The organism is Robertkochia solimangrovi, from assembly GCF_007279655.1.
Classification (GTDB): domain Bacteria; phylum Bacteroidota; class Bacteroidia; order Flavobacteriales; family Flavobacteriaceae; genus Robertkochia; species Robertkochia solimangrovi.
This window is the reverse complement of sequence record NZ_QKWN01000004.1, coordinates 378774-400581: the sequence shown is the minus strand read 5'-3', so window position 1 is coordinate 400581 and position 21808 is coordinate 378774. Positions and strand designations below refer to the sequence as shown.

Genomic DNA, 21808 nt, shown 5'->3' with positions numbered 1-21808 from the left:
CTCCCTTAAGTGACTTTACGGGCTCGCTTCGCATTGCTCCTTTTTTTGGGCTCGCTTCGCATTGCCTTTTTTTGGGCTCGCTTCGCATTGCCTTTTTTTGGCTCGCTTCGCATTGCCTTTTTTGGGCTCGCTTCGCATTGCCATAGGTGAATAGACGATCGCGATTAAGATATAAAAACGATCCGCTCTGTTGTACGTTGTTTCTTTCGTTGATAACTCTTTAAAATATCCTTGGGGGTAGGATGAATTTCTGCTTATTTTTATCCCGTTACAGATCTTTTTGTCTGTAATGTTTTGCAGTGGGGTTCGACTGAGTTTCCTTATTGTCGGGTCATTTTCTTTATGACCTTCAAATCATTCAAAATCAATACCTATGTACCTGATATTCGATACCGAGACCACCGGATTACCTAAACGTTGGGATGCTCCTGTTAGCGATACGGATAACTGGCCAAGGGCCGTTCAGATCGCCTGGCAGCTCCATGATGAGATGGGGAGGTTGATCGAACATCAGGATTTTCTGATCAGGCCTGAAGGGTTTAATATTCCCTATGATTCGGAAAAGATCCATGGTATATCCACCGAACTGGCCGAAGAACAGGGGAGGTCCCTGGAAGAGGTGGCTGCGCTTTTTCATGAAGCGATGAAGAAGACGCGTTTTATCGTCGGACAAAATGTGGGGTTTGATGTGAATATCATGGGGGCTGAATTCTACAGACTCGGGATGGATACGGAAATTGAAACCTTGCCCGTACTGGATACTTGTACGGAGGAAACCGCTTTACTATGTCAGATTCCGGGAGGACGTGGTGGGAAGTTTAAGCTCCCCACACTTACCGAATTACATGAATTTCTTTTTGGGGAACCTTTTGCTGAAGCGCATAACGCAACAGCCGATGTAGAGGCAACGACCCGTTGTTTCTTTGAACTGATCAGGCGTGAAGACGGTTTTACCATTGAACAACTCGATGTGGCTCCTGACTATTTTCAGCGTTTCTCTCAGGAAAATCCGCAGACCATTCCGCTGATCGGACTCAAACACCTGAATCTGAAGAAGGAATCGGATAAGATCAGAGCGCAACGGCAAAAAGCAGAACCGGATACTTCGCTCTCAAAAGAGGAGATCCGTCAAAATATAGCAGAACTCGCAGAAGCGCAGTTCGCTCACCTTCATAATCATACGCAGTTTTCGATTCTTCAGGCCACCTCGAGTGTTGCTGATCTGGTAAAAGCGGCTGCGGCAGCAAAGATGCCGGCAGTTGCGATGACCGATATCGGGAATATGATGGGTGCCTTCCATTTCGTAAAAGAAGTCGGAGGGTATAACAAAGGGGTGGAAGCTAAGCATAAAGAAGCAATCGAAAAAGGGGAAGAACCGGCCGAACTTCCCATTAAACCGATCGTGGGATGTACCTTCAACATTTGTGAAGATCATACCAATAAGTCGGTTAAAGACAACGGATACCAGGTGGTCTTCCTTGCAAAGAACAAAAATGGGTATCATAACCTGGCCAAGATGTCTTCCATTGCCTATACGAAAGGGTTCTATTATGTTCCCCGTATCGATAAGAAGGTCGTTCAACAATACAAAGAGGATGTGATGGTGCTTACCGGAAACCTCTATGGTGAGGTGCCTTCCAAGGTGCTGAATGTTGGGGAAAATCAGGCGGAAGAAGCACTGATCTGGTGGAAAGAACAATTCGGATCAGACCTCTATATGGAGATCATGCGCCATGATCAGGAAGATGAGAACCGTGTCAATGAAGTGTTGGTGCGCCTAGCAGAAAAGCATGACGTTAAACTGGTGGCTACGAATAATACCTATTATATAGCTAAAGAGAATGCCAATGCACACGACATTCTTCTTTGTGTGAAGGACGGTGAGAAAAAAGATACCCCTATCGGCCGTGGTCGTGGGTATCGTTACGGACTTCCGAATCAGGAATATTACTTCAAGGATCAGGATGCTATGAAAGAGCTCTTTAAAGACCTGCCTGAAGCGATTACGAATATCAGTGAGATCGTGGATAAGGTGGAACCCTATGAGCTGGCGAGAGATGTACTGCTTCCAAAGTTCGATATTCCTGAAGAATTTCAGTTTGCAGAGGATGATGAAGATGGCGGAAAACGCGGGGAAAACAAATATCTTAAATACCTGACCTATGAAGGGGCTAAACAACGGTATGAAGAGATCACCGATGAGGTTCGGGAACGACTTGATTTCGAATTGCAGGTAATCGAAAAGACCGGATATCCCGGTTACTTCCTTATCGTTTGGGATTTTATCGCTGCTGCCCGTAATATGGGGGTTTCGGTAGGGCCCGGTCGAGGTTCGGCAGCGGGATCAGCCGTTGCCTACTGTTTGGGAATTACCAACATGGACCCGATCGCCTATGACCTACTTTTTGAGAGATTCCTGAATCCTGACCGTGTATCCCTTCCCGATATCGATATCGATTTTGATGATGAGGGACGAAGCCGGGTAATGGATTATGTGATCGAGAAATACGGAGCGAATCAGGTGGCACAGATCATCACCTATGGAACCATGGCTGCGAAATCCTCTATACGGGATACGGCCAGGGTACTCGACCTGCCGCTTCATGATGCTGACAGAATCGCTAAACTGATTCCGAATATGAAGCTCGGTAAGATCTTTTCCTTGGATGATGCCGGCTTGAAAGATAAGCTTCGTTCAGAAGAGATCGATAAGGTTAATGAATTAAAGAATATTGCAGACGGTGAGGATCTGGAGGCACTTACCGTAAATCAGGCGAGAGTGCTGGAAGGTTCTGTTCGAAATACAGGTATCCATGCCTGTGGGGTGATCATTACCCCGGATGATATTACGAAGTTCGTGCCGGTAAGTATCGCCAAGGATTCCGATCTTTATGTTACTCAGTTCGACAACTCGGTGGTGGAAAGTGCAGGACTCCTAAAAATGGACTTCCTGGGGTTGAAAACGCTGACCCTCATCAAGGATACCGTTAAACTGATAAAATATCGTCACGGTTTAGACCTGAATCCCGATGAGATCCCTTTGGATGATGTAAAGACCTATGAACTTTTTCAGCGTGGGGAAACCGTTGGTATATTCCAGTACGAATCCGCCGGGATGCAAAAGCACATGAAGGATCTGAAACCTACGGTATTTGCGGATCTTATCGCCATGAATGCATTGTATCGTCCGGGACCACTGGAATATATTCCATCTTTTATCCGGAGAAAACATGGTGAAGAGGAGATCGTATATGACCTTCCGGCGATGGAAGAATATCTGAAGGAAACCTATGGAATTACGGTTTATCAGGAGCAGGTGATGCTCTTGTCGCAGAAACTCGCAGGATTTACAAAAGGTGAAGCCGATGTTCTTCGTAAAGCGATGGGTAAAAAGATCTTTGCCTTACTGGAACAATTAAAGCCGAAATTTCTTGATGGTGGTGAAGCCAATGGACATCCGAGGGATGTACTTGAAAAGGTCTGGAAAGATTGGGAGGCTTTCGCATCTTATGCATTTAATAAATCCCACTCTACCTGTTATGCCTGGATCGGATACCAGACGGCTTATCTCAAAGCGAATTACCCGGCAGAATATATGGCTGCGGTTCTTTCGAATAATATGAACGATATCAAACAGGTGTCTTTCTTCCTCGAAGAATGTAAGCGCTCACAGATACCGGTACTCGGACCTTGTGTAAATGAATCCTATTATAAGTTCACGGTAAACAAGGAAAATGCCATTCGTTTTGGTATGGGAGCGATCAAAGGGGTAGGGCGCGGCGCCGTTGATACAATTGTAGAACATCGGGAAAGTGGTAAATACAGATCGGTTTTCGATCTTGCTAAACGTATAGACCTGAGAGCTGCCAACAAAAAAGCGTTTGAAAACCTGGCTCTTGCTGGAGGGTTCGATTCCTTTACCGGCACCCACCGTGCCCAGTACTTTCACTCCGAAGCTGATGGAGTTTCTTTCCTGGAAAAGGCGATCAGGTACGGAGCGAAAATGCAGGAAAATGAGAATTCCGCTCAGGTTTCCCTGTTTGGTGAGGCTTCGGAAGTTCAAATACCGGAACCCGTGGTTCCAGCCTGCGAAACCTGGGGAACCATGGAAAAGCTTAAGCGTGAAAAAGAAGTTGTGGGAATCTATATTTCAGGCCATCCTCTCGATGATTTTAAAACCGAGATCGATTGTTTTTGCAATGCGAATGTAGCTTGCTTCAATGATCTTGAATCCTATGTCGGACGTGAACTCGCCTTTGCCGGTGTGATCAGTGATGTGCAGCATCGGGTTTCCAAGCAAGGCAAAGGATGGGCAGCATTTACTGTGGAGGATTATAACGATACGTATGAGTTCAGAATGTTCGGTGAAGAATATCTCAAATTACGACATTTTTTGATGATCAATTCTTTCGTGTTCATCAAGGCTTTTGTTAAAGAAGGCTGGGCAAATAAAGAAACCGGGAAACGGGGCGACCCCCGGGTACAGTTTAATTCGATGATGCAATTACAGGATGTGATGGAGACATATGCTAAAAAGCTGACCATTCATATTCAATTGGAAGATATCGTACAGGAAAGGATAAATAAACTGAAAGACCTGTTCACTATGCACTCCGGAGATCATATCCTGAACTTTATAGTCTATGGGCAGCAGGAGGAGATCATGATCACAATGCCCAGTAGAAGTAAGAAAGTGAACATTTGCAGCGAACTGCTTACGGAGTTGGAAGAACATCAGGTTCATTATAAGCTGAATTGATGTTTGTCTCTGTAAATCAAGGTATTGTCAAATCAAATGGTGGCATAGTTAAAACAAATATAACGCGTGTAAGGAATCGCAAATAAATTGACTAAATTTGCAGTCTGAATATGAACAAATTATAATCTAAAATTAAATAAAATGGCTTTAGAAATAACTGATGCTACTTTTGATGAAGTAGTCTTAAAAAGTGACAAACCAGTAATGGTTGATTTTTGGGCAGCATGGTGCGGACCTTGTAGAATGGTAGGTCCTATCATCGATCAAATAAGTCAGGAATATGAAGGAAAAGCAGTAGTAGGTAAGGTTGATGTGGATGCAAATCAGGAATTCGCGGCGAAATATGGCGTGAGAAACATCCCGACCGTACTGGTATTCCAAAACGGAGAAGTTGTAGGTAGACAAGTTGGAGTTGCTCCAAAGAACGCATATGTAGATGCGCTGGATCAACTGTTGTAATACCCTCACAGATATATATAAAAAAATGCCCGGTGATCACCGGGCATTTTTTTATTTTGATACCTTTGGTAAACTAAGATCAACAGGTTATGGCATCAATTTTTACGAAGATAATCAACGGTGAAATCCCTTGTTATAAAATAGCTGAAGATGAAAATTTCTTCGCTTTTCTCGACATCAATCCTAATGCTAAAGGACACACCTTGTGCATTCCAAAGAAGGAGGTGAATAAGCTCTTCGATCTGGAGGAAGAGTTATATGTAGGTTTGATGAAGTTTTCCAGAAAAGTTGCCCATGCACTGGAAAAGGCAGTGGCCTGTAAAAGGGTTGGTGTGGCTGTGGTAGGACTGGAAGTGCCGCATGTACATGTGCATCTGATTCCGTTGAATCAAATGAGTGAAATGACTTTTCAGAGCAAAGTTGCTATGTCTTCTGAAGAATTTGAAGAACTCGCAGCAGCGATCAGGGCTGAGCTTTAGAAAAGAGTTCCGGATTGTTCAGTAAAAGATAAGCCGCGATTCCGGCTACCACAATAGCGAAAAGGATGATCATGCTTAATCGTGTAAGTCGAAAACTTGTTTTCGGGTTGGCTATGGTCTTAAAATAGAAATCGCGTACCCTTTCTATATCTTCGGTGTATCGTACCGGGTAGATCAGTGTGTTGCATTTATGACACGTTAGTTCTTCCCTGATTTCGGCGGTCTTTCTTTTGAAAAAAGGGGTTTCGATATACTTTTGATAGAATCGTAATTCCAGGCTGTCGTTAGAGAAACATTCGGGACAGTTGTTGGAAAGGTTGGAAGATTTTAATTCAATTTCCCTGACTTTCATTCTTCTGCTGTTTTTAATATTATTTGCATGGTTGTTCCCTTTCCTAATGTAGAATGGAGAACCCTGATCTTACCTTTGTGGTAATCTTCTATAATGCGCTTCACCAGTGACAATCCGAGACCCCATCCTCTTTTTTTAGTGGTAAAACCCGGGTCAAATATACGGTTATAATTACTTTTTGGAATTCCTTTTCCTGTGTCGGTCACGTTGATCCGTATATCTTTTTTATCCTGAATCAGTTCCACCGTCAGGTCGCCTTTTCCCTTCATAGCATCGATACCGTTTTTGATGAGGTTCTCGATGGTCCAGCTATACAACTGCGAATTGAGTAAAACATATATTTTCTCAGAATTGGTCTTAAAGTCAAAGTTCACCAGTTTGGAACTTCTCGATACCAGATAATCATAGGTGTTTCTTGTTTCTTCAACCAAATCATAGGATTGCAGCATAGGAACAGACCCTATCTTTGAAAACCGATCGGTGATCACCTGTAGACGGTCAATGTCCTTTTCGATTTCTGCGGTAATGGTTTCACTAACATTGTTTTCGCTCTTGAGAATTTCGGTCCATCCCAGCAAAGAAGAGATCGGAGTTCCGATTTGGTGAGCGGTTTCCTTTGCCATTCCAGCCCAAAGTTTATTTTGATCTGATACTTTGGACGTCTTATAGAAGAAATAGACCACGGCACTGAAAAGAACGATGATCAGAATGAGTGCGATGGGATAATATTTCAGATTGGTCAGTACTTCTGAATTTCCATAATAGAGCGTACCATAGAAATCATTCTTATAGAAAACTTCAATAGGGGCATTTTCCTGTCCGAACTGCTCGATCTTGTGCTGCAGGTAGATAGTATCTTCTGCTTTTTTTTCAGAAATATTATTGATTCGGATCTCCCCGTCTTTCCCCACATAGATCATAGGGGTGCTGTTGTTGTTTTTCAGTACTTCCAGTGTCAGGTCGCCGAGATCCTTATCGAGATCTGTAGTTTGAAGGAACTCTGCCTGAGCCTGAGCCCAGATCTTCATTTTTGTCCGCTCCTCTTTTTTAAAGCGCTGAAAGAACACATAAGTGTTCGTAAGTATTGAGGTAACAATGATAAAAGACGAAATTATAAGGATCCAACGAGTGATCTTCTTCATGTAATTTATGCTATGCCAGTTTCATAAAGATAAAGTAAAAGCGGTTAATTTATTGTCTTGTTGTTGAAAAATACTTTTTCGAGGGTCTGAGAGAATGGTTATTTTTGCTTAAAATTGTTGAATGCTCACAATTTCCCCTGGAGAGGTAACCACAGCTAAATTACACGGATATTTACTCGGTGCAGTAGGACCAAGGCCTATTGCTTTTGCCAGTACGATTGACAAAGATGGTCGTGTGAACCTTTCTCCATTCAGTTTTTTTAACGTTTTTAGTGCAAACCCGCCGATATTGATCTTTTCTCCCGCACGTAGAGTAAGAGATAATACCGAAAAACACACACTTGAAAACTGCAGGGAAGTCCCTGAGGTGGTCATTAATGTTGTGAGCTATGAGATCGTTCAGCAGATGTCACTGAGTAGCAGTGAGTACCCGAAAGGAGTCAATGAATTTGAAAAAGGTGGTTTTACCATGTTGAAATCTGATTTGGTAAGCCCTTTTCGAGTAGCTGAATCACCGGTTCAAATGGAATGTAAGGTGAACGAAGTCGTCGCTTTGGGCGATGAAGGAGGAGCCGGGAATCTGATCATCTGCGAGGTTTTGCGCATGCATATCAGTGAAGAAGTACTGAGTGAAGATGGAAATACCATCGACCAGCATAAGATTGATCTTGTGAGTCGGATGGGAGGTAACTGGTACAGCAGGTCTAATCAAGGTATGTTCGAAGTACCAAAGCCTTTGTCAATACCTGGTATAGGGGTTGATAATATTCCATCATCGATCAGATATAGTAAATTTCTGACTGGTAACGAATTAGGTATGTTGGGGAATATTTCCGAACTTCCGGGTAAGGAAGTCGTAGCGCAATTCGTTGAGGAATCTATTGAAGTTAAAGGGGTGCTGAGTAGTGATGATGAAGGCGAGATCCATGGACTTGCATCGCGATATTTAAAAGAGAATCGAGTAGAAGACGCCTGGAAACTGTTATTGGCCAGGCAAAGTATAAAGAATTAAATAAGGAGATAATATGGAAATTCAAGGAAGAGTTAAAATGATCGATGAGACTAAAACCTTTGGTGGTAATGGTTTTAGAAAACGCGAAATGGTACTCACTACCGAAGAACAGTATCCACAACACCTGCTAATCGAATTCGTTCAGGATAAATGTGATCTGTTGAATAGTTTCAATACCGGTCAGCAGGTTAAAGTTAGTATCAATCTGAGAGGGCGTGAATGGGTGAATCCACAGGGAGAAACCAAATATTTTAACTCTATTCAGGGTTGGAGAATTGAAAATCTGGAACAAGCAGCACCTAATGCCATGCCTCCGGTTCCGCCGATGGATGCATTTGAACCTGTAAGTGACTTTAAAGAAGAAGACCATGATGACCTGCCTTTCTAAGGTGTTGGTTACATCATAAAATAAGTAATAAGGCTATCTGGTTTCAGATGGCCTTTTCTGTATCTGAAACTGCGAAGTATTTTTACAGGATTCAAAGTGCCTCTGTAGCGTATTATTTATTTAAATTGCAGTATTTTTCTTAAATTACTGCCTTTCATTAGTATATGACAAGAATTGTAATTAATTTTATAATTTACTGATTGTCAGTTAGTGAAACAAAGTTCCCTCAACTATTCCGAAATTGTTTTTTAATGATGTTTTATAAGGAACACTTTTATTAAATGAGGGTTCGTTATAGATAATAATGATCTGTTTCTGAAATGAAATGTGCTGGATATATAGAAGTAAAAAGTCCCGGAGGTTGCCGGGACTTAATGTTGTGGTTTTAGGTTTGCCTTTACTGTAAACTCAAAAAGCAATGATGAAAATAATTGGTTGTAAAGGCATTAACAAAAGTCTGATAAAATTTGTTAATACGCAAATTTATAGTTTAAAAAACAGGGTAATAATTGATATTTTTTCATAATTCATAGTTTTTATGATTTTTCTAACTGATGATATGGATTTTCCTCCTGTCTCCTATGCCGATCCTGAAGGAGTATTGGCAATTGGAGGTAAACTTACGGAATCAAGACTCATACAAGCGTATGAGAAAGGTATCTTCCCTTGGTTTGAAGGGGGGTCTCCTGTACTGTGGTGGTCTCCAGATCCACGGATGGTATTGTTTCCTGGTGAGATTCGTATTACGAAGAGTATGCGGCAATTACTTCGTCAGAGGCGATTCAGAGTAACCTATAATACTGCCTTTGAAAATGTGATACGCTCCTGTGCTGAAATGAAGAGAAGCGGTCAGTCGGGTACCTGGATAACCGAAGAAATGATCGAAGCTTATTGTGGACTCTATCGTAAAGGGAGAGCAAGGTCTGTTGAGGTGTGGGACGGTGAAGAATTGGTCGGGGGCTTATACGGTGTTGATCTGGGTCATGTATTTTGTGGAGAAAGTATGTTTTCTAAGGTTAGTAATGCCTCCAAATATGGATTCATAACTTTGGTAAAGGATCTTGAAGAAAATGGATATAAATTGATCGATTGCCAGATCTATACCAATCATCTCGCGAGTCTGGGTGCTGACGAAATTCCCAGAGATGAATTTCTTAGAATTCTTAAAAAGGAAGTCTGAATACTAACGTTGGGTTTTAGAAGAATCGCCAGCCTAATTTCAAGGATAATTCCGGATTGAGAAAGGGTGGGTCATAATCATAACCATCGACCGTTATATTCTTGTCGCCTGCAAAACGAAAACTAAGCCCGGCCCACGGACTTAAATACAGGTTTTTGGTCAGAAACAGGGAATACCCGATACTTCCGTTCAACAGGTAACTTTTGTATTTAACACTGGATCTTCTTTGCTCAGATTGAATGCTTCCATCCCAAATGACTGGTCCGCCTCCTATCCAGAATCCCGAAAGATCCTTTTTTTGGTAATAGTCGAGGAGAAAAGCAAAGGAATTGATCTTGTTATTGGTGAATTCATCGGGGGTTATAAAATCAGGCATTTTTACATGAGCGAAGAGCGCCCTTAGCCTGAAATGATTTTTACTGACCCAGGCCGCTCCCATATAGCCATTTAGAACATAGGGAAGAACATCGACTTCCAGACCGGCACTTAAATATTGAGGTTCCTCCGCCTCTTCTGATTGCGCATAGGTGTCATGGAAGCTTAAAATCGCGAATACTATTGATAAAATTGTAAGATTGAATACTGAACATTTCATAATCACAGCGGATAAGTTCTTTATTAGTAATCAGTGTAAACGATTCACCTCTTCATACCTGAAGCAGCCTTTTTCGTGATCGTTTACCATGCCCGTGGCTTGCATATGGGCATAAATAACCGTGCTACCGACGAATTTGAAGCCGCGCTTTTTCAGATCTTTACTGATCCTGTCTGATAGTGCCGTATTGGCCGGAGCCAATTTATAATGGTCGAGTTCGTTAACAATCGGCTTGTGATCTACAAATCCCCAGATATAATTGCTGAAACTTCCAAATTCAGACTGAATTTCCTGGAATGCCAGGGCATTGCTGATGGTCGCTCTTATTTTGAGCTTATTGCGAATAATGCTGCTGTCGTTCTCCAGTGCTTCTATTTTTTCAGGTCCGTATGTAGCGATCTTGCGATAATCAAAATTATCAAGCGCTTTTCTGAAGTTCTCTCTTCGTCTTAATATGGTGATCCAGCTTAGTCCGGCCTGAAAGGTTTCAAGGATAAGAAATTCGAATAGTTTATCATCATCCTTAACCGGAACACCCCATTCGGTATCGTGATATTCCTCATATAGTGCATCGCCTTCGCACCATCCGCATCGTTTCATATATTTGCAATCATAAATTTATCTGTAAGGAATTGGAAGTCCTGCTACTAAGATACGGTATTCAACTTATAAAAAACATAAGATAGTGATCATCTCCCCCGATAATATTCAGGAAATTTTAATAGAAGCGAAACAGAAAGGGTTGTCCTATTCGGAATACCGGAAATTGATTAAGGACCTTTTGGCAAAAGATAAAGTCACAGGCGAAACTCAGTCCCAATCTTTTTTGGATTATACATTGCTCAATGAGAAACGAATGGACCGATGGGAAAAGCGTTTTGAGCTAAAAAAAGATCAGATTGCCGCGCTGGAGGAATATAAGGGTGAGCAAACCTGGCTTGTGATCTCTGAAGGATGGTGTGGCGATGCAGCACATGTGCTGCCTGTTCTGCAACAAATGACGGAGGTGAATTCTAAGATCTCGATGAAGATTGTTTTAAGGGATGAGCATGAAAACCTCATGAATAGTTTTCTGACGGAGGGTGCACGTTCGATTCCAAAGCTAATCGCAATTGATGATCGTACGGAAGAAGTGATCTTTGAATGGGGGCCACGACCTTCAACACTTAGAGATAAAGTGAATGAATTTAAAGATAACTTTGGGAAGATAACTCCTGAGTTCCGAAGTGAGATTCAAATGTGGTATAACAAGGATAAAGGGAATACTACAGTAACAGACCTTTTGCAGTTACTCTCCCTGAAATAGGTAGGTGATCGAACCGATCTGTTCCGGTTTGGAAAGGTCGGCATTAAAACGGGACCTTTCTGCATAGTAGATAGCATTTTCTACAAGACAACCATTGCTGGTGGTTGAACTGTGTTCGTTAAAGCTGGCGTCTATAACTTTTCCTTTACTGTCAATAGTAATATTGATCACGACTTTACCAAAGCTTTCGCAGGTATAGATCGGGTTCGGCAGATCAAGATGGTTTCGGTTTACCATAGAGTAGGAGATGGTCGTGCGTCTTTTGATATTGACCGGTTTGTCTTCCTCTTCTTTCGCCTGATTCTTTTCAAGCATCTCCTTCTGTTTTTTAAGGCGCTCCGTATATTCTTTTGCCAGACCCATGTTCTCTGAAAGTTCATTGAGCTCTTCTCCGGAATCTTCAGCCTGTCTGTCTGCAAGTTCCTGTTTGATCTCCTCCAAAGTTTTGAAGTCCTCGATCTCCTTGGTGTATTTATTTTCTGCAGCAGCCTCGTTATAGGCCATATGGGTTTCGAGTTCGGTCATTTTAGCCTCTTCCTGTAATTCTTCAGGTTCTTCCAGAAGCTCTTCATCAAAACTCATCTCGTAAAGAAATTCTTCTTCTTGTTTGTCGCGGAGTTGAATATTGAATGCAATCAATACAATTATCCCCATCAGACAGAAGGAAATTATAAGTGATAATTGCTTGTTGCTTAGGTTCATATTAATAGACTTGGACCTTAAATATAAATAAAAATTTTAATCTTCAGCCAGAAGATCATCGGTAAATTGTTCCGGACCGAATGCATTATTTACGTTGAAATCACCTATTTTGGTTCTCCTAAGTGCAGAAAGATAGGCTCCGGACCCCAGTTTTTTGCCGAAATCATGGGCAAGAGAGCGAATATAAGTACCTTTACTGCATACAACTCTGAAGTCTATTTCCGGGAGAGCAATCCGTGTGATTTCAAATTCGTTAATTTCTATAGTACGCGGTTGGATTTCTACTTCTTTGCCTTCCCGGGCAAATTCATAGAGGCGTTTACCATCTTTTTTCAATGCTGAGAATACAGGGGGATATTGTTCGATTGAGCCTATAAAATGTGGTACCGATTCTGTGATCAATTCATTCGTTATATGGGAAGTTTTAAAAGTTTCATCGATCTCGGTCTCCATATCGTAAGATGGTCGTGTCGCGCCAACGGTGATCGTGCCTGTGTACTCTTTGATCTGTCCCTGTAATTCGGGAATTTTTTTGGTGAATTTACCTGTGCAGATGACAAGAAGGCCTGTTGCAAGTGGGTCGAGAGTTCCGGCATGTCCCACTTTGATCTTTTTAAGGTCGAACTTTTTCTTCAAAGCCCACTTGATCTTGTTTACCGCCTGAAATGAGCTCCATTTCAGAGGTTTATCGATCAATAGTATTTTACCATCCTTGAATTCAGTTTCGGAATACGACATACGCTGTTTTTATCAGCTGCAAAATTACATATAATAATAGCCAAGAACAATGGAGAGGATACCAACGATAAAGCAATATACCGAAAAATATACCAGTTTACTGTTGCGAACGAGTTTGATCATCCAGGTGCAGGCGATCATTCCGGAAATAAAAGCTGCGATAAATCCGATCAGCAAACTATTGAGGTGATTGCTTTCCAGACTGATCTCTCCGGATAAGGTATCCTTTACAATCTTTCCGAAAATGAGTGGAACGACCATAAGAAATGAGAAACGGGCAGCTTTTGCCTTATCGTTTCCGAGGAGTACGGAGGTTGAGATAGTCGCTCCGGAACGTGAGATGCCCGGAAGCATGGCGATAGCCTGAGAGACACCTATGACAAAGGCATTGGTGTTAGAAACTTCTTTACCGGTGCTTTTAGCCTTGTCTGCAAGATAGAGTAGCAATGCTGTAACAATAAGCATAAAGCCCACCAGTAAAATGTTGCCTCCGAATAATGATTCCAGCTGGGCTTCGAAAAAATATCCGATCAATGCTGCAGGTATCATCGACAGGATGATTTTAAGAGCGAATTTTTTGTCCTCATTCCACCCACTGCTGAAAACTCCCTGTAGTAGGGTTGTGATATCCCTTCTGAAAACCACGATCGTACTCAGTGCGGTTGCAAAGTGTAAGATCACCGTAAATAACATGCTTTCCTGGGGAATGGAGTGCTCTCCGAGTAACACCTTACCTAATTCGAGATGGCCACTGGATGAAACCGGCAGAAATTCTGTAAGTCCTTGAATGATGCCAAGAATGATCGCGTCGAGTATCTCCATAGTTTCAGGTGCGGTATTCAGTGCCTTGGGCTGGAATTATTTGGATGATTTTTTATTAGGATTCATGAGGATTGCATAAGCCTCAACGGCAAAACCCAACAATACCAGAGTTGGAGCGAGTCGAATTCTTCTGAAGCTATAGATATCGGGATTGAAAACATTAGGGTCGTCACTACCTCCGCCAATCATCAGGATAAATCCTAAAGCGATAAGTCCCAACCCGATGAACATAAAGATGTAATTCTTCCTTTGAAAGATGAATTCCTTCTCGTTTTCCATTTTTTTCAGTTCCTGTAATTTCTTCTTCATGGTTAATAATTTATCGGTGAGCCCTTTGTTTTAATAATAGAGATCGTCAGTTCTGAGATTGAGAAATCGTTGTGTTGCAATATAAGTGCTAATCCACGTAATAACAATACCTGTTAGAAATATTCCTCCAAAAAGTATCGCCAGATGAATTGGGTCTGACAAAAGTCCGAGCTGAGGGAATCTGATATCCGCATAATAAAGCAATGATCCCATGGCGATGATCGCGATCAGAGATCCTACCATCCCCAGTTTTATACTTTTCCAGATAAACGGACGACGTATAAATCGCTTGGTAGCCCCGACCATTTGCATGGTCTTAATGATGAATCTTTTGGAGTATACGGAGAGTCTGATCGAACTGTTGATCAGCAAGACAGCAATCAGTGTAAAGACCCCGCTGGCGATCAGTATCCAGAAACTCATGCGTTTCACATTTTCGTTAAGCAGTGAGATCAATGGACTGTCATAGGCTACTTCGGCAACGAAATCCTTTTCAGCAATATGATCTGCGATTTTTTGAATGCTGTCAGTGGAAACATAAGCTGCGTTCAAATGAACGTCGATAGAGTTCTGTAATGGATTATATCCCAGGAATTCCAAAAAGTTCTCCCCGATCTCCTTGCTGTGTTCTTCAGCAGCATCATCTTTGGAAACGAATTCGGCAGAACGGGTATAGTCGGCCATAGCAAGACTTTTCTGCAATTGGTTGATCTCTACTTCCTTTGCGCTGTCTTTAAGAAAAACAGAAATAGCAACCTGTTCCTTGAAATGATCCGCGAGCTTTTTGGTATTGAGTACCAGAAGTCCGAGAACACCCAGGAGAAACAGTACCAGGGCGATACTGAGTATCACCGAAAAATAAGAGGAAATAAGTTTGCGTTTCTGATAACGTTCAAAGGAATTGCTCATACACTGCAAAAATTGGATGTGTAAAAGTAATAAAGTAATTTTATTATTAAAGAATAATGAAATACGAATGGTCGAAGATACCTAACATTATCTTATATTGATCATCCGTTCTTTATTACAATGCTAACGAATCGAAGCTGTGATAATTGCAGTCTTTAGAAATTTATCTATGAATATTCAATCGGAAATCAATAAGCTTAATCTTTTCAGTAATCTCGAATTACTGGCAAATCAGGTCGTGGAAGGTTTTATCAGTGGCATGCATAAGAGTCCGTTTCATGGATTTTCCTCAGAGTTTGCAGAGCATAAGATCTACAACAGGGGGGAGAGTACCCGGCATATCGACTGGAAAAGATTTGCTAAGACGGAAAAACTCTATGTCAAAAAGTATGAGGAGGAGACTAATCTCCGGTGTCACCTTATTATCGATAACAGTTCTTCCATGCATTATCCCGCAATGAAAAGACAATCGGTAACGGAGTACAATAAGATCGGTTTTTCCGTACTGGCGGCCGGTGCTCTGATGACATTGCTGAAGCGTCAGCGCGATGCGGTCGGTCTCAGTGTGTATTCCGACGACTATGAATTCTATGCCAGTGAAAAAGGAAGTGACCGGCATTTTCATCAGTTGATGACGGCTTTGGAAGGATTATCTGAACCCGCTGGTTACGGAAAGCCTACGCATACATACACTTTTCTGCATCAGATTGCAGAGAAGATCCATCGTAGAAGTATGATCTTTGTATTTACCGATATGTTTCAGACGGAGACCGATAAATCAAGGCTTTTTTCTGCACTCCAGCATTTAAAATATAATAAACATGAAGTGATTCTTTTTCATGTAATGGATAAAGCCAGTGAATACCATTTTGATTTTGATAATACCCCGCGGAGATTTACCGATGTAGAGACCGGAGAAGTTATTGATCTATTTGCAGAGAATGTTAAGTCTGCCTATGAAAAGAAGGTGGCAACTTATGTGAATGATATCCGGCTTACCTGTGCGAAGTATCGAATTAAATACGTTGAAGCCGATATCTCAAAAGATTTGAATAAAATTTTATATACCTATATAATTGAAAGACAAAAGTTTGTGTAAGCCCTAAAAATTAATTTCATTTTTTTACTCAAAAACGTTTGTGAAATATAAAAAGGGGTGTATATTTGCATCCGCAATCAAGAAAGGTCTGGTAGTTCAGTTGGTTAGAATACATGCCTGTCACGCATGGGGTCGCGGGTTCGAGTCCCGTCCAGACCGCCAACAAAAAGAAGCCCTGCTAACATAAATTAGCAGGGTTTTTTTATGCTTGTAATTTAACTCCGGTTTGCCTCCTGCGCTGGTGTCTTCAGGTTTCGTAAAAAAATCCAGATCCGTTTTAATGCCCTTAAGCAATAGATTTCAGAGCAGCTGAAGTATGCATTCATTTATGAGGGTTATCTACGTTGCTATTTATCGCATATTGGTTAAAATCAATTTAAAGGAATTTGTGGTTGCCTGTAATGTTACTTATCTTATTCGGGAGGTTCCTTGCTTATTCTTTTTGGGCCTCTTCGTGTTGAACAGGAAAATTTAAAAACTACAAAATGGATCATAAGAACAAATCTCAGGGGAGTTATCGTACCTTTTTCATGATGCTTGCCGTCTCGTTTGTGGCGATGTATGGAACGATGTATCTCAATATCTATAAAATCGATCATGTTTATTTTAGTCTGACCCGCTTCTATATGGCTTGTATGGGAATCGCAACAATGGCAGTGGTCATGTTTCTTTTTATGCGAAACATGTACAGAGACCGGAATAAGAATATGTTCCTGATCGCCGGAAGTGTTGTGCTATTCTTCGGTTCGCTCTATTTGGTACGGGCACAAAAACCTATCGGAGATCTCCTTTGGTTAAAGGCAATGATTCCGCATCATTCGATTGCGATACTTACCAGTAACAGGGCGGATATTCAGGATCCTGAAGTGAAAAAGCTTGCAGGCGAAATCATCGAAGCTCAGGAACGGGAGATCGCTGAAATGAAGCAGATGATTAGGCGTCTGGAGGGTGATTCTGAGTAATGCTGGAACGTGTTGAATTTTTAATCCCCCCTAAATGTTTTCTCGTACGGGAAGAAAATGTATATTTGCAACCATTGAGCTCTTATGAGCGCAACGTTCGTTGAAGAAAAGTATAAAAATATACAGGCGGTCAACCAAGTCGCCCAAACTAAGAGGCCTGCAAGGCTTATAGTTTGAAAAATAAGTTGTGTTGTTGATCACGTTCTTCGTGATCAAGGTTTAGTAGTTAAACCAATGAAAGGCTTTCCGCTTGTTTATGCAAGTGTTGAAGGCTTTTTTTATACTCGTATTTTTCCAGGAAAATGGTTTCTGTTATATAGGAATGTTTCTGGTTCTTCTCAAGAAATATTAGCTGATCTTTATCATTTTTAGATCTTCCGAATAGCTATAATTTTGCTGAAAATCAGGTAAGGTGAAAGTTGCAGAGTTACAGGAGGCGGTATCAGTGGTGAAATCGGGAGATCGGGTTTTCTTTCAGGGGGCGGCGATGACACCGAATATTCTCATCAATGAACTGTGTGAGCGTTATCGCGAATTAAAGGAAGTTGAGATCATTCAGATCCACACCAATGGAGTGGCGAGATATACCGAAGAACCCTATAGTGATTCATTTAGGGTAAACAGCCTTTTTGTGGGTAAGAATATTCGGAAGGCGGTCAACAACGGGAATGCTGATTATATCCCCATATTTCTCAGTGAGGTTCATCTGTTGTTTCGAAAAGGGATACTTCCTATCGATGTTGCCTTTATCCAGGTTTCTCCGCCGGATAAACATGGATATTGTTCCTTGGGCGCATCGGTTGATGTTACCATACCGGCGATCCAAATGGCTAAAAAAGTTGTGGCCCATGTGAACCCTATGGTGCCCAGAACACACGGGGATGGCATAATTCATGAAAGTGAGATCGATCTGGCCGTAGTGCTGGAATCAGGTATTTACAGTGTTGAGCCTACAGAAGTCACTGAAACCGAGGCTTTGGTAGGGAGGAATATCGCCTCTCTGATCGAAGATGGTGCTACCTTACAAATGGGAATCGGTAACATACCAGATGCGGTTCTGCGGAACCTAACCGGTCATCAGCGACTTGGAGTGCATACCGAAATGTTTTCTGACGGTATTTTACCGCTGGTCGAGAAAGGTGTGATTACTGGAGAAGAGAAAGGAGTTAAGAAAGGAAAGATCGTTACGTGCTTTGCGATGGGGTCAGGCAGGCTTTATGACTTTATCGATGATAATCCCATGGTTCATTTTAAAGAAGCAGCCTATACCAATGATACCTCGGTAATACGCAGAAATCCGAAAATGACGGCGATCAATAGTGCTATTGAGATTGATCTTACCGGTCAGGTTTGTGCCGATACCATTGGAAGTATGCATTACTCCGGAGTAGGAGGGCAGATGGATTTTATTCGTGGTGCTTCTTTGTCTGAAGGGGGGAAACCTATTTTTGGTATGCCTTCACTTTCGCCAAAAGGGTTGTCCAAGATCACGCCATACCTTAAGATGGGGGCTGGAGTTACCACTACCAGAGCGCATGTGCATCATGTGGTCACCGAATTTGGGTCGGCTGATCTTTTCGGAAAGAACCTGAGACAGCGTGCAAAAGCACTTATTGAAATTGCACATCCGGATTTTAGAGAGGAACTGGAGCGAGCTGCGTTTGACCGTTTTAGAAACTGGTCGGAGTGATCAACTGAGGTTTTTCAGGTAATCATAGAGTTTGTCATCATGGTCGAGTTCCAGTTTCTTGCGCACCCGGTAACGAAGTGTTTCTACTCCGCGAACAGAAAGGTTGAGTAAAGGTGCAATCTCTTTGTTGGTGAGGTCCATAATGATGAAAGCGCATAATCGTTGATCTCTTTTGGAGAGGTTTGGGTGATTTTCATTTAGTTTTTCGAAGAATTCATGATGGACAGTTTCAAAGTTTACATCAAATACTTCCATATATTCCTCTCCGATCTTATGCTGATGCAGCTTGCGAAAGATCTCGGTTACTTTCTCTCTGGAGATCTTGGTGCGTACCACATTACGCAACTCTTTAAGGTCTGACTGGATTTCATTGAAAATATCTTTTTTATTGACCAATTGCATGGTAAAGTTTGCGAGCTCTTTGCTCTTCTGGATCATATCGTATTCCAGGTCCGATTTGGCCTTTTCGATTTGCTCCTTATCCCTTTGAAGCCGGAGTCTTTCTACTTCAAGTTCCAGTAATTTTTTCTCTTTCAGGGTCTTTTCCTGGGCTTTTATATTTTCTCGCTCAAGTTTTCGTTTTACGAACATATAGCTCAAATATAACATAAGCGCAAATGCCATTAGGAATAATAGTCTTGAGAGCGGGGTTTCATACCATTCAGGAAGAATTATAAAGCCATAGGAGCCCGTTTTACTCAGGTTTCCGGTCTGGTCCTTACTGCGTACCTGAAATTCGTATTCGCCCGGTTTAAGGTGGTTGAATTCGCGGTAGTTGTTTTCCTGCCATTCCGACCATTCATCACTGATCCCAATAAGTCGGTATTGATACTTCAGATCACTGATCGTTGCCAGTTTCGGAGTGGCGAATTCAAAATGAATATGGTCGGTCTTGTCGGGTAGCGTGGTGGGTTCTGCTTCCGTTGAAATTTGTAGTAGGTCTTTCTTTTTGTCTCCGTTCACTTCAGCCCGTGTGATATAGGTCTCGGAATTCAGTTTTTTGGGTTGCGAGGTCTGGAAGAGGAAAACGCCATCGGTCGATCCTACCAGTACCTGTTTGTCATTAAGTGGAAGAATGCTTTCCATCCCGCGATTCAAAATACCCTTTGCTCTTAAGAAAATATCTTCATGCAGTCCTTTTTGAATCGAATCGTTGTAAAAGAAGCCAACCACATCGTCTTCGACGAACCAGGTCTTGTCTTTTTCTTCCAGTATCTTACGGGTGTTTTTTGTTGGGTCGAGGATCTCATTCAACGGTTGAAACGGCTCGAATCGATCATCCTTGTCATTGAAGGTGTAGATGCCATAATTGGTGGTAAAGACAACCTGATCATTCCAGCGGTAAACATTTACATTATATTGCGACTCCAGTCCGTTCTCGTCGGTATAGTGCTCGATAGCGTAGACATGATCATAATTCTCATTGATCTTAATTCGGTAAACTCCTTTAAATCCATGACAGATCCAGTAAGTGTCCGGATCATCAGAAGCGATGATATCTCTGGTCGATTCTTCGAATCCTTCGATTTTTCGGATGAATCGATATCCTCCGTTCTCGGCGGCAATCAGGTGAAGTCCGTTAAAACCACAGGCCAGAAAGCGATCGGTTCTGCCCGGTATTCTTGTAATCTTCCAGGTGCCCAGATTGGAGATCGGAATAACCTTGTCATCTTTGATCTGCATCAGTCCTTTGATATGTCCGGCAAGCAGATCCCCGTTGAATTCGTTCAGCGTCCATACTATACCCTGGGCAGCCTCGATCTCTTTCAGTTCAAGAAACTTCTTCGTAAGATCTGCGTAATAGAGTCCGCGATTAGAAGCGATATAAAGTTTGTTCTTATAGGTTTTTATGTCGTATACTCTGGAGTTCTTAAAAAACTTATGGGTGATCACCGAAGTGTTTAAATAATCGAGTCCGTTGTTCAATAACAGCCACATTCCGGTCTCATCAGGAAGAATATCAAGGATGGTTTTGTTCTGAATATCTGAAAATGACGCGGGAGATTCCATTAGTTTTCCATTTTCATCCAGCAATTTAAGCTTCGAGTCCAATGTCCCGGCATAAAAGCGATCGTCCTTTTTAACAATGGAGATCAATTGGTCTGGTTTTCCGTCTTTGAAAAGGTTCTCCCAGGGAGTGAGCTTCCGTTTATTGAGATCTGCTTTATAGATCTTTCCGGATTCCGTAAACAGGAAAAGTATATCTTCTTCTTCTGTGGGGAATAACCCCTTGATTACTTCGCCTGGAAATTCTTCCTGAGGAATAACGGTTCTCAGGTTGTTCTTTACCGGATCGAAGGCAAGGAGACCGACAAGCATATCGTGGGTGTAATATTTTCCGTTTACCACATTACTGTACATGAAATCATGAACGGAAGGGAGGTGGACTATCTGATTTTCCTTTACAACAAGTAGTTCATTATAGAATCGGAAGATGAGGGTGTTGTTCAGTTCATGAGCCTGTTCCAGATTTTCCATCAGTCGGCCTTCCAGATGATAATCATCGATCAGGGATTTATAATAATAGGTTCCATCCTCATTTTTCTTCACGACACCTACCTCGTTATAGCCACCGGCATATACGGTGTTGTCTGAGGTGCAAATCAAAGTTCTTACGGAGGAGCTGTTAGGCAGTCTGAGACTTTGCCATTTTTCACCGTTATAGATAAGTATGCCATCATTGTTGCCAAAATAGATGATGTCATTCTGATCGATACATCCAGACCAGAATTCCGAATCTGATTTGTACTCATTTCTGGTATAATGAATGATCTCAGGTTCGCTCATCAAAGATTCTATGAGGGGGAAGGACTTGATTTCTTGTCCCGATCCTGTTGCGGAAAAAAGAATAATAATGAGAAAAACTATAACCTTTGAGGGATTCATGGGCAATAATTAACGATTT

At 41.8% G+C, this 21808-nt stretch carries 20 protein-coding genes and 1 tRNA gene; 11 read left to right on the top strand and 10 right to left on the bottom strand.

Translation table 11 applies throughout. The features are described from left to right. Positions 1-373 precede the first annotated feature (373 nt). From dnaE to DMZ48_RS08245, 3 genes are all read left to right on the top strand, one after another. The gene (gene dnaE / locus DMZ48_RS08255) at positions 374-4759 is read left to right on the top strand and encodes a DNA polymerase III subunit alpha (RefSeq protein WP_143954646.1); all 4386 of its coding nucleotides are present in this window, start codon (positions 374-376) and stop codon (positions 4757-4759) included. Between the two features lie 141 nt (positions 4760-4900). Further along, positions 4901-5218 carry a thioredoxin gene (gene trxA / locus DMZ48_RS08250; RefSeq protein WP_143954645.1) on the top strand — a complete coding sequence of 106 codons (318 nt, stop codon included), beginning with the start codon at positions 4901-4903 and terminating at the stop codon, positions 5216-5218. Positions 5219-5307: 89 nt separating this feature from the next. Then, entirely contained in the window at positions 5308-5697 is a 390-nt protein-coding gene (locus DMZ48_RS08245) for an HIT family protein (RefSeq protein WP_143954644.1), read from the top strand. Here the strand turns inward: DMZ48_RS08245 and DMZ48_RS08240 are convergent. Continuing rightward, positions 5681-6049 (bottom strand): hypothetical protein, encoded by a 369-nt coding sequence (locus tag DMZ48_RS08240; protein WP_143954643.1) that lies wholly within the window; start codon positions 6047-6049, stop codon positions 5681-5683. The genes DMZ48_RS08245 and DMZ48_RS08240 overlap by 17 nt on opposite strands. Continuing rightward, entirely contained in the window at positions 6046-7191 is a 1146-nt protein-coding gene (locus DMZ48_RS08235) for a sensor histidine kinase (RefSeq protein ID WP_143954642.1), read from the bottom strand. The genes DMZ48_RS08240 and DMZ48_RS08235 overlap by 4 nt, the downstream gene beginning before the upstream one ends. Positions 7192-7312: 121 nt before the next feature. On the opposite strand from DMZ48_RS08235, the gene DMZ48_RS08230 reads away from it, so the two are divergent. The 3 genes from DMZ48_RS08230 (at position 7313) to aat (ending at position 9771) form a co-directional block, all read left to right on the top strand. Beyond that, positions 7313-8203, top strand: a complete 891-nt coding sequence (locus DMZ48_RS08230) for a flavin reductase family protein (protein ID WP_143954641.1) — start codon at positions 7313-7315, stop codon at positions 8201-8203. A gap of 13 nt (positions 8204-8216) precedes the next feature. Then, positions 8217-8591, top strand: a complete 375-nt coding sequence (locus DMZ48_RS08225; protein WP_143954640.1) for a DUF3127 domain-containing protein — start codon at positions 8217-8219, stop codon at positions 8589-8591. A 538-nt stretch (positions 8592-9129) separates the two neighbouring features. Further along, positions 9130-9771 carry a leucyl/phenylalanyl-tRNA--protein transferase gene (gene aat, locus DMZ48_RS08220; protein ID WP_143954639.1) on the top strand — a complete coding sequence of 214 codons (642 nt, stop codon included), beginning with the start codon at positions 9130-9132 and terminating at the stop codon, positions 9769-9771. A gap of 16 nt (positions 9772-9787) precedes the next feature. On the opposite strand, the gene DMZ48_RS08215 is transcribed toward aat, so the two are convergent. Beyond that, positions 9788-10366, bottom strand: a complete 579-nt coding sequence (locus tag DMZ48_RS08215) for a hypothetical protein (protein ID WP_143954638.1) — start codon at positions 10364-10366, stop codon at positions 9788-9790. Between the two features lie 30 nt (positions 10367-10396). Beyond that, positions 10397-10966: a DNA-3-methyladenine glycosylase I gene (locus DMZ48_RS08210; protein ID WP_143954637.1), complete on the bottom strand. Its 570-nt coding sequence runs from the start codon at positions 10964-10966 to the stop codon at positions 10397-10399. 85 nt (positions 10967-11051) lie between these two features. Here DMZ48_RS08210 and DMZ48_RS08205 point away from each other — a divergent pair, with 85 nt between their 5' ends. Further along, positions 11052-11672 carry a thioredoxin family protein gene (locus DMZ48_RS08205; protein WP_162558685.1) on the top strand — a complete coding sequence of 207 codons (621 nt, stop codon included), beginning with the start codon at positions 11052-11054 and terminating at the stop codon, positions 11670-11672. Here DMZ48_RS08205 and DMZ48_RS08200 read toward each other — a convergent pair. The 5 genes from DMZ48_RS08200 to DMZ48_RS08180 all read right to left on the bottom strand — a co-directional run bounded on the left by DMZ48_RS08200 (position 11655) and on the right by DMZ48_RS08180 (position 15152). Beyond that, on the bottom strand, positions 11655-12326 hold the full coding sequence (locus DMZ48_RS08200; protein ID WP_242009156.1) for a hypothetical protein: 672 nt from the start codon (positions 12324-12326) through the stop codon (positions 11655-11657). The genes DMZ48_RS08205 and DMZ48_RS08200 overlap by 18 nt on opposite strands. Positions 12327-12410: 84 nt before the next feature. Next, positions 12411-13112, bottom strand: coding sequence for a tRNA pseudouridine(55) synthase TruB (truB, locus tag DMZ48_RS08195; protein WP_143954634.1), 702 nt, complete (start codon positions 13110-13112; stop codon positions 12411-12413). A 24-nt stretch (positions 13113-13136) separates the two neighbouring features. Beyond that, positions 13137-13934, bottom strand: a complete 798-nt coding sequence (locus DMZ48_RS08190) for an undecaprenyl-diphosphate phosphatase (protein ID WP_143954633.1) — start codon at positions 13932-13934, stop codon at positions 13137-13139. A 36-nt stretch (positions 13935-13970) separates the two neighbouring features. Next, positions 13971-14243 (bottom strand): DUF3098 domain-containing protein, encoded by a 273-nt coding sequence (locus DMZ48_RS08185; protein ID WP_143954632.1) that lies wholly within the window; start codon positions 14241-14243, stop codon positions 13971-13973. 30 nt (positions 14244-14273) lie between these two features. Continuing rightward, positions 14274-15152, bottom strand: coding sequence for a cell division protein FtsX (locus DMZ48_RS08180; protein WP_143954631.1), 879 nt, complete (start codon positions 15150-15152; stop codon positions 14274-14276). A gap of 169 nt (positions 15153-15321) precedes the next feature. On the opposite strand from DMZ48_RS08180, the gene DMZ48_RS08175 reads away from it, so the two are divergent. From DMZ48_RS08175 to DMZ48_RS08160, 4 genes are all read left to right on the top strand, one after another. Then, positions 15322-16251: a DUF58 domain-containing protein gene (locus DMZ48_RS08175; RefSeq protein WP_143954630.1), complete on the top strand. Its 930-nt coding sequence runs from the start codon at positions 15322-15324 to the stop codon at positions 16249-16251. A gap of 85 nt (positions 16252-16336) precedes the next feature. Further along, a tRNA-Asp gene (locus tag DMZ48_RS08170) sits at positions 16337-16413 on the top strand. Positions 16414-16736: 323 nt separating this feature from the next. Further along, positions 16737-17213, top strand: coding sequence for a DUF305 domain-containing protein (locus DMZ48_RS08165; protein ID WP_143954629.1), 477 nt, complete (start codon positions 16737-16739; stop codon positions 17211-17213). A gap of 412 nt (positions 17214-17625) precedes the next feature. Continuing rightward, positions 17626-18903, top strand: a complete 1278-nt coding sequence (locus tag DMZ48_RS08160) for an acetyl-CoA hydrolase/transferase family protein (RefSeq protein WP_242009155.1) — start codon at positions 17626-17628, stop codon at positions 18901-18903. Here the strand turns inward: DMZ48_RS08160 and DMZ48_RS08155 are convergent, their stop codons facing one another. Beyond that, on the bottom strand, positions 18904-21789 hold the full coding sequence (locus tag DMZ48_RS08155) for a helix-turn-helix and ligand-binding sensor domain-containing protein (protein WP_143954628.1): 2886 nt from the start codon (positions 21787-21789) through the stop codon (positions 18904-18906). It abuts the gene before it with no gap. Between the last annotated feature and the right edge of the window lie 19 nt (positions 21790-21808).

Excerpts from the sequence above, each read along its gene's own strand:
- truB (WP_143954634.1), bottom strand. The coding sequence starts at position 13,112 with ATGTCGTATTCCGAAACTGAATTCAAGGATGGTAAAATACTATTGATC.
- trxA (WP_143954645.1), top strand. The coding sequence starts at position 4,901 with ATGGCTTTAGAAATAACTGATGCTACTTTTGATGAAGTAGTCTTAAAA.
- DMZ48_RS08185 (WP_143954632.1), bottom strand. The coding sequence starts at position 14,243 with ATGAAGAAGAAATTACAGGAACTGAAAAAAATGGAAAACGAGAAGGAA.
- DMZ48_RS08230 (WP_143954641.1), top strand. The coding sequence starts at position 7,313 with ATGCTCACAATTTCCCCTGGAGAGGTAACCACAGCTAAATTACACGGA.
- dnaE (WP_143954646.1), top strand. The coding sequence starts at position 374 with ATGTACCTGATATTCGATACCGAGACCACCGGATTACCTAAACGTTGG.
- DMZ48_RS08210 (WP_143954637.1), bottom strand. The coding sequence starts at position 10,966 with ATGAAACGATGCGGATGGTGCGAAGGCGATGCACTATATGAGGAATAT.
- DMZ48_RS08245 (WP_143954644.1), top strand. The coding sequence starts at position 5,308 with ATGGCATCAATTTTTACGAAGATAATCAACGGTGAAATCCCTTGTTAT.
- DMZ48_RS08180 (WP_143954631.1), bottom strand. The coding sequence starts at position 15,152 with ATGAGCAATTCCTTTGAACGTTATCAGAAACGCAAACTTATTTCCTCT.
- DMZ48_RS08235 (WP_143954642.1), bottom strand. The coding sequence starts at position 7,191 with ATGAAGAAGATCACTCGTTGGATCCTTATAATTTCGTCTTTTATCATT.
- DMZ48_RS08215 (WP_143954638.1), bottom strand. The coding sequence starts at position 10,366 with ATGAAATGTTCAGTATTCAATCTTACAATTTTATCAATAGTATTCGCG.
- DMZ48_RS08175 (WP_143954630.1), top strand. The coding sequence starts at position 15,322 with ATGAATATTCAATCGGAAATCAATAAGCTTAATCTTTTCAGTAATCTC.
- DMZ48_RS08190 (WP_143954633.1), bottom strand. The coding sequence starts at position 13,934 with ATGGAGATACTCGACGCGATCATTCTTGGCATCATTCAAGGACTTACA.
- DMZ48_RS08155 (WP_143954628.1), bottom strand. The coding sequence starts at position 21,789 with ATGAATCCCTCAAAGGTTATAGTTTTTCTCATTATTATTCTTTTTTCC.
- DMZ48_RS08165 (WP_143954629.1), top strand. The coding sequence starts at position 16,737 with ATGGATCATAAGAACAAATCTCAGGGGAGTTATCGTACCTTTTTCATG.
- DMZ48_RS08225 (WP_143954640.1), top strand. The coding sequence starts at position 8,217 with ATGGAAATTCAAGGAAGAGTTAAAATGATCGATGAGACTAAAACCTTT.
- DMZ48_RS08240 (WP_143954643.1), bottom strand. The coding sequence starts at position 6,049 with ATGAAAGTCAGGGAAATTGAATTAAAATCTTCCAACCTTTCCAACAAC.
- aat (WP_143954639.1), top strand. The coding sequence starts at position 9,130 with ATGATTTTTCTAACTGATGATATGGATTTTCCTCCTGTCTCCTATGCC.
- DMZ48_RS08200 (WP_242009156.1), bottom strand. The coding sequence starts at position 12,326 with ATGGGGATAATTGTATTGATTGCATTCAATATTCAACTCCGCGACAAA.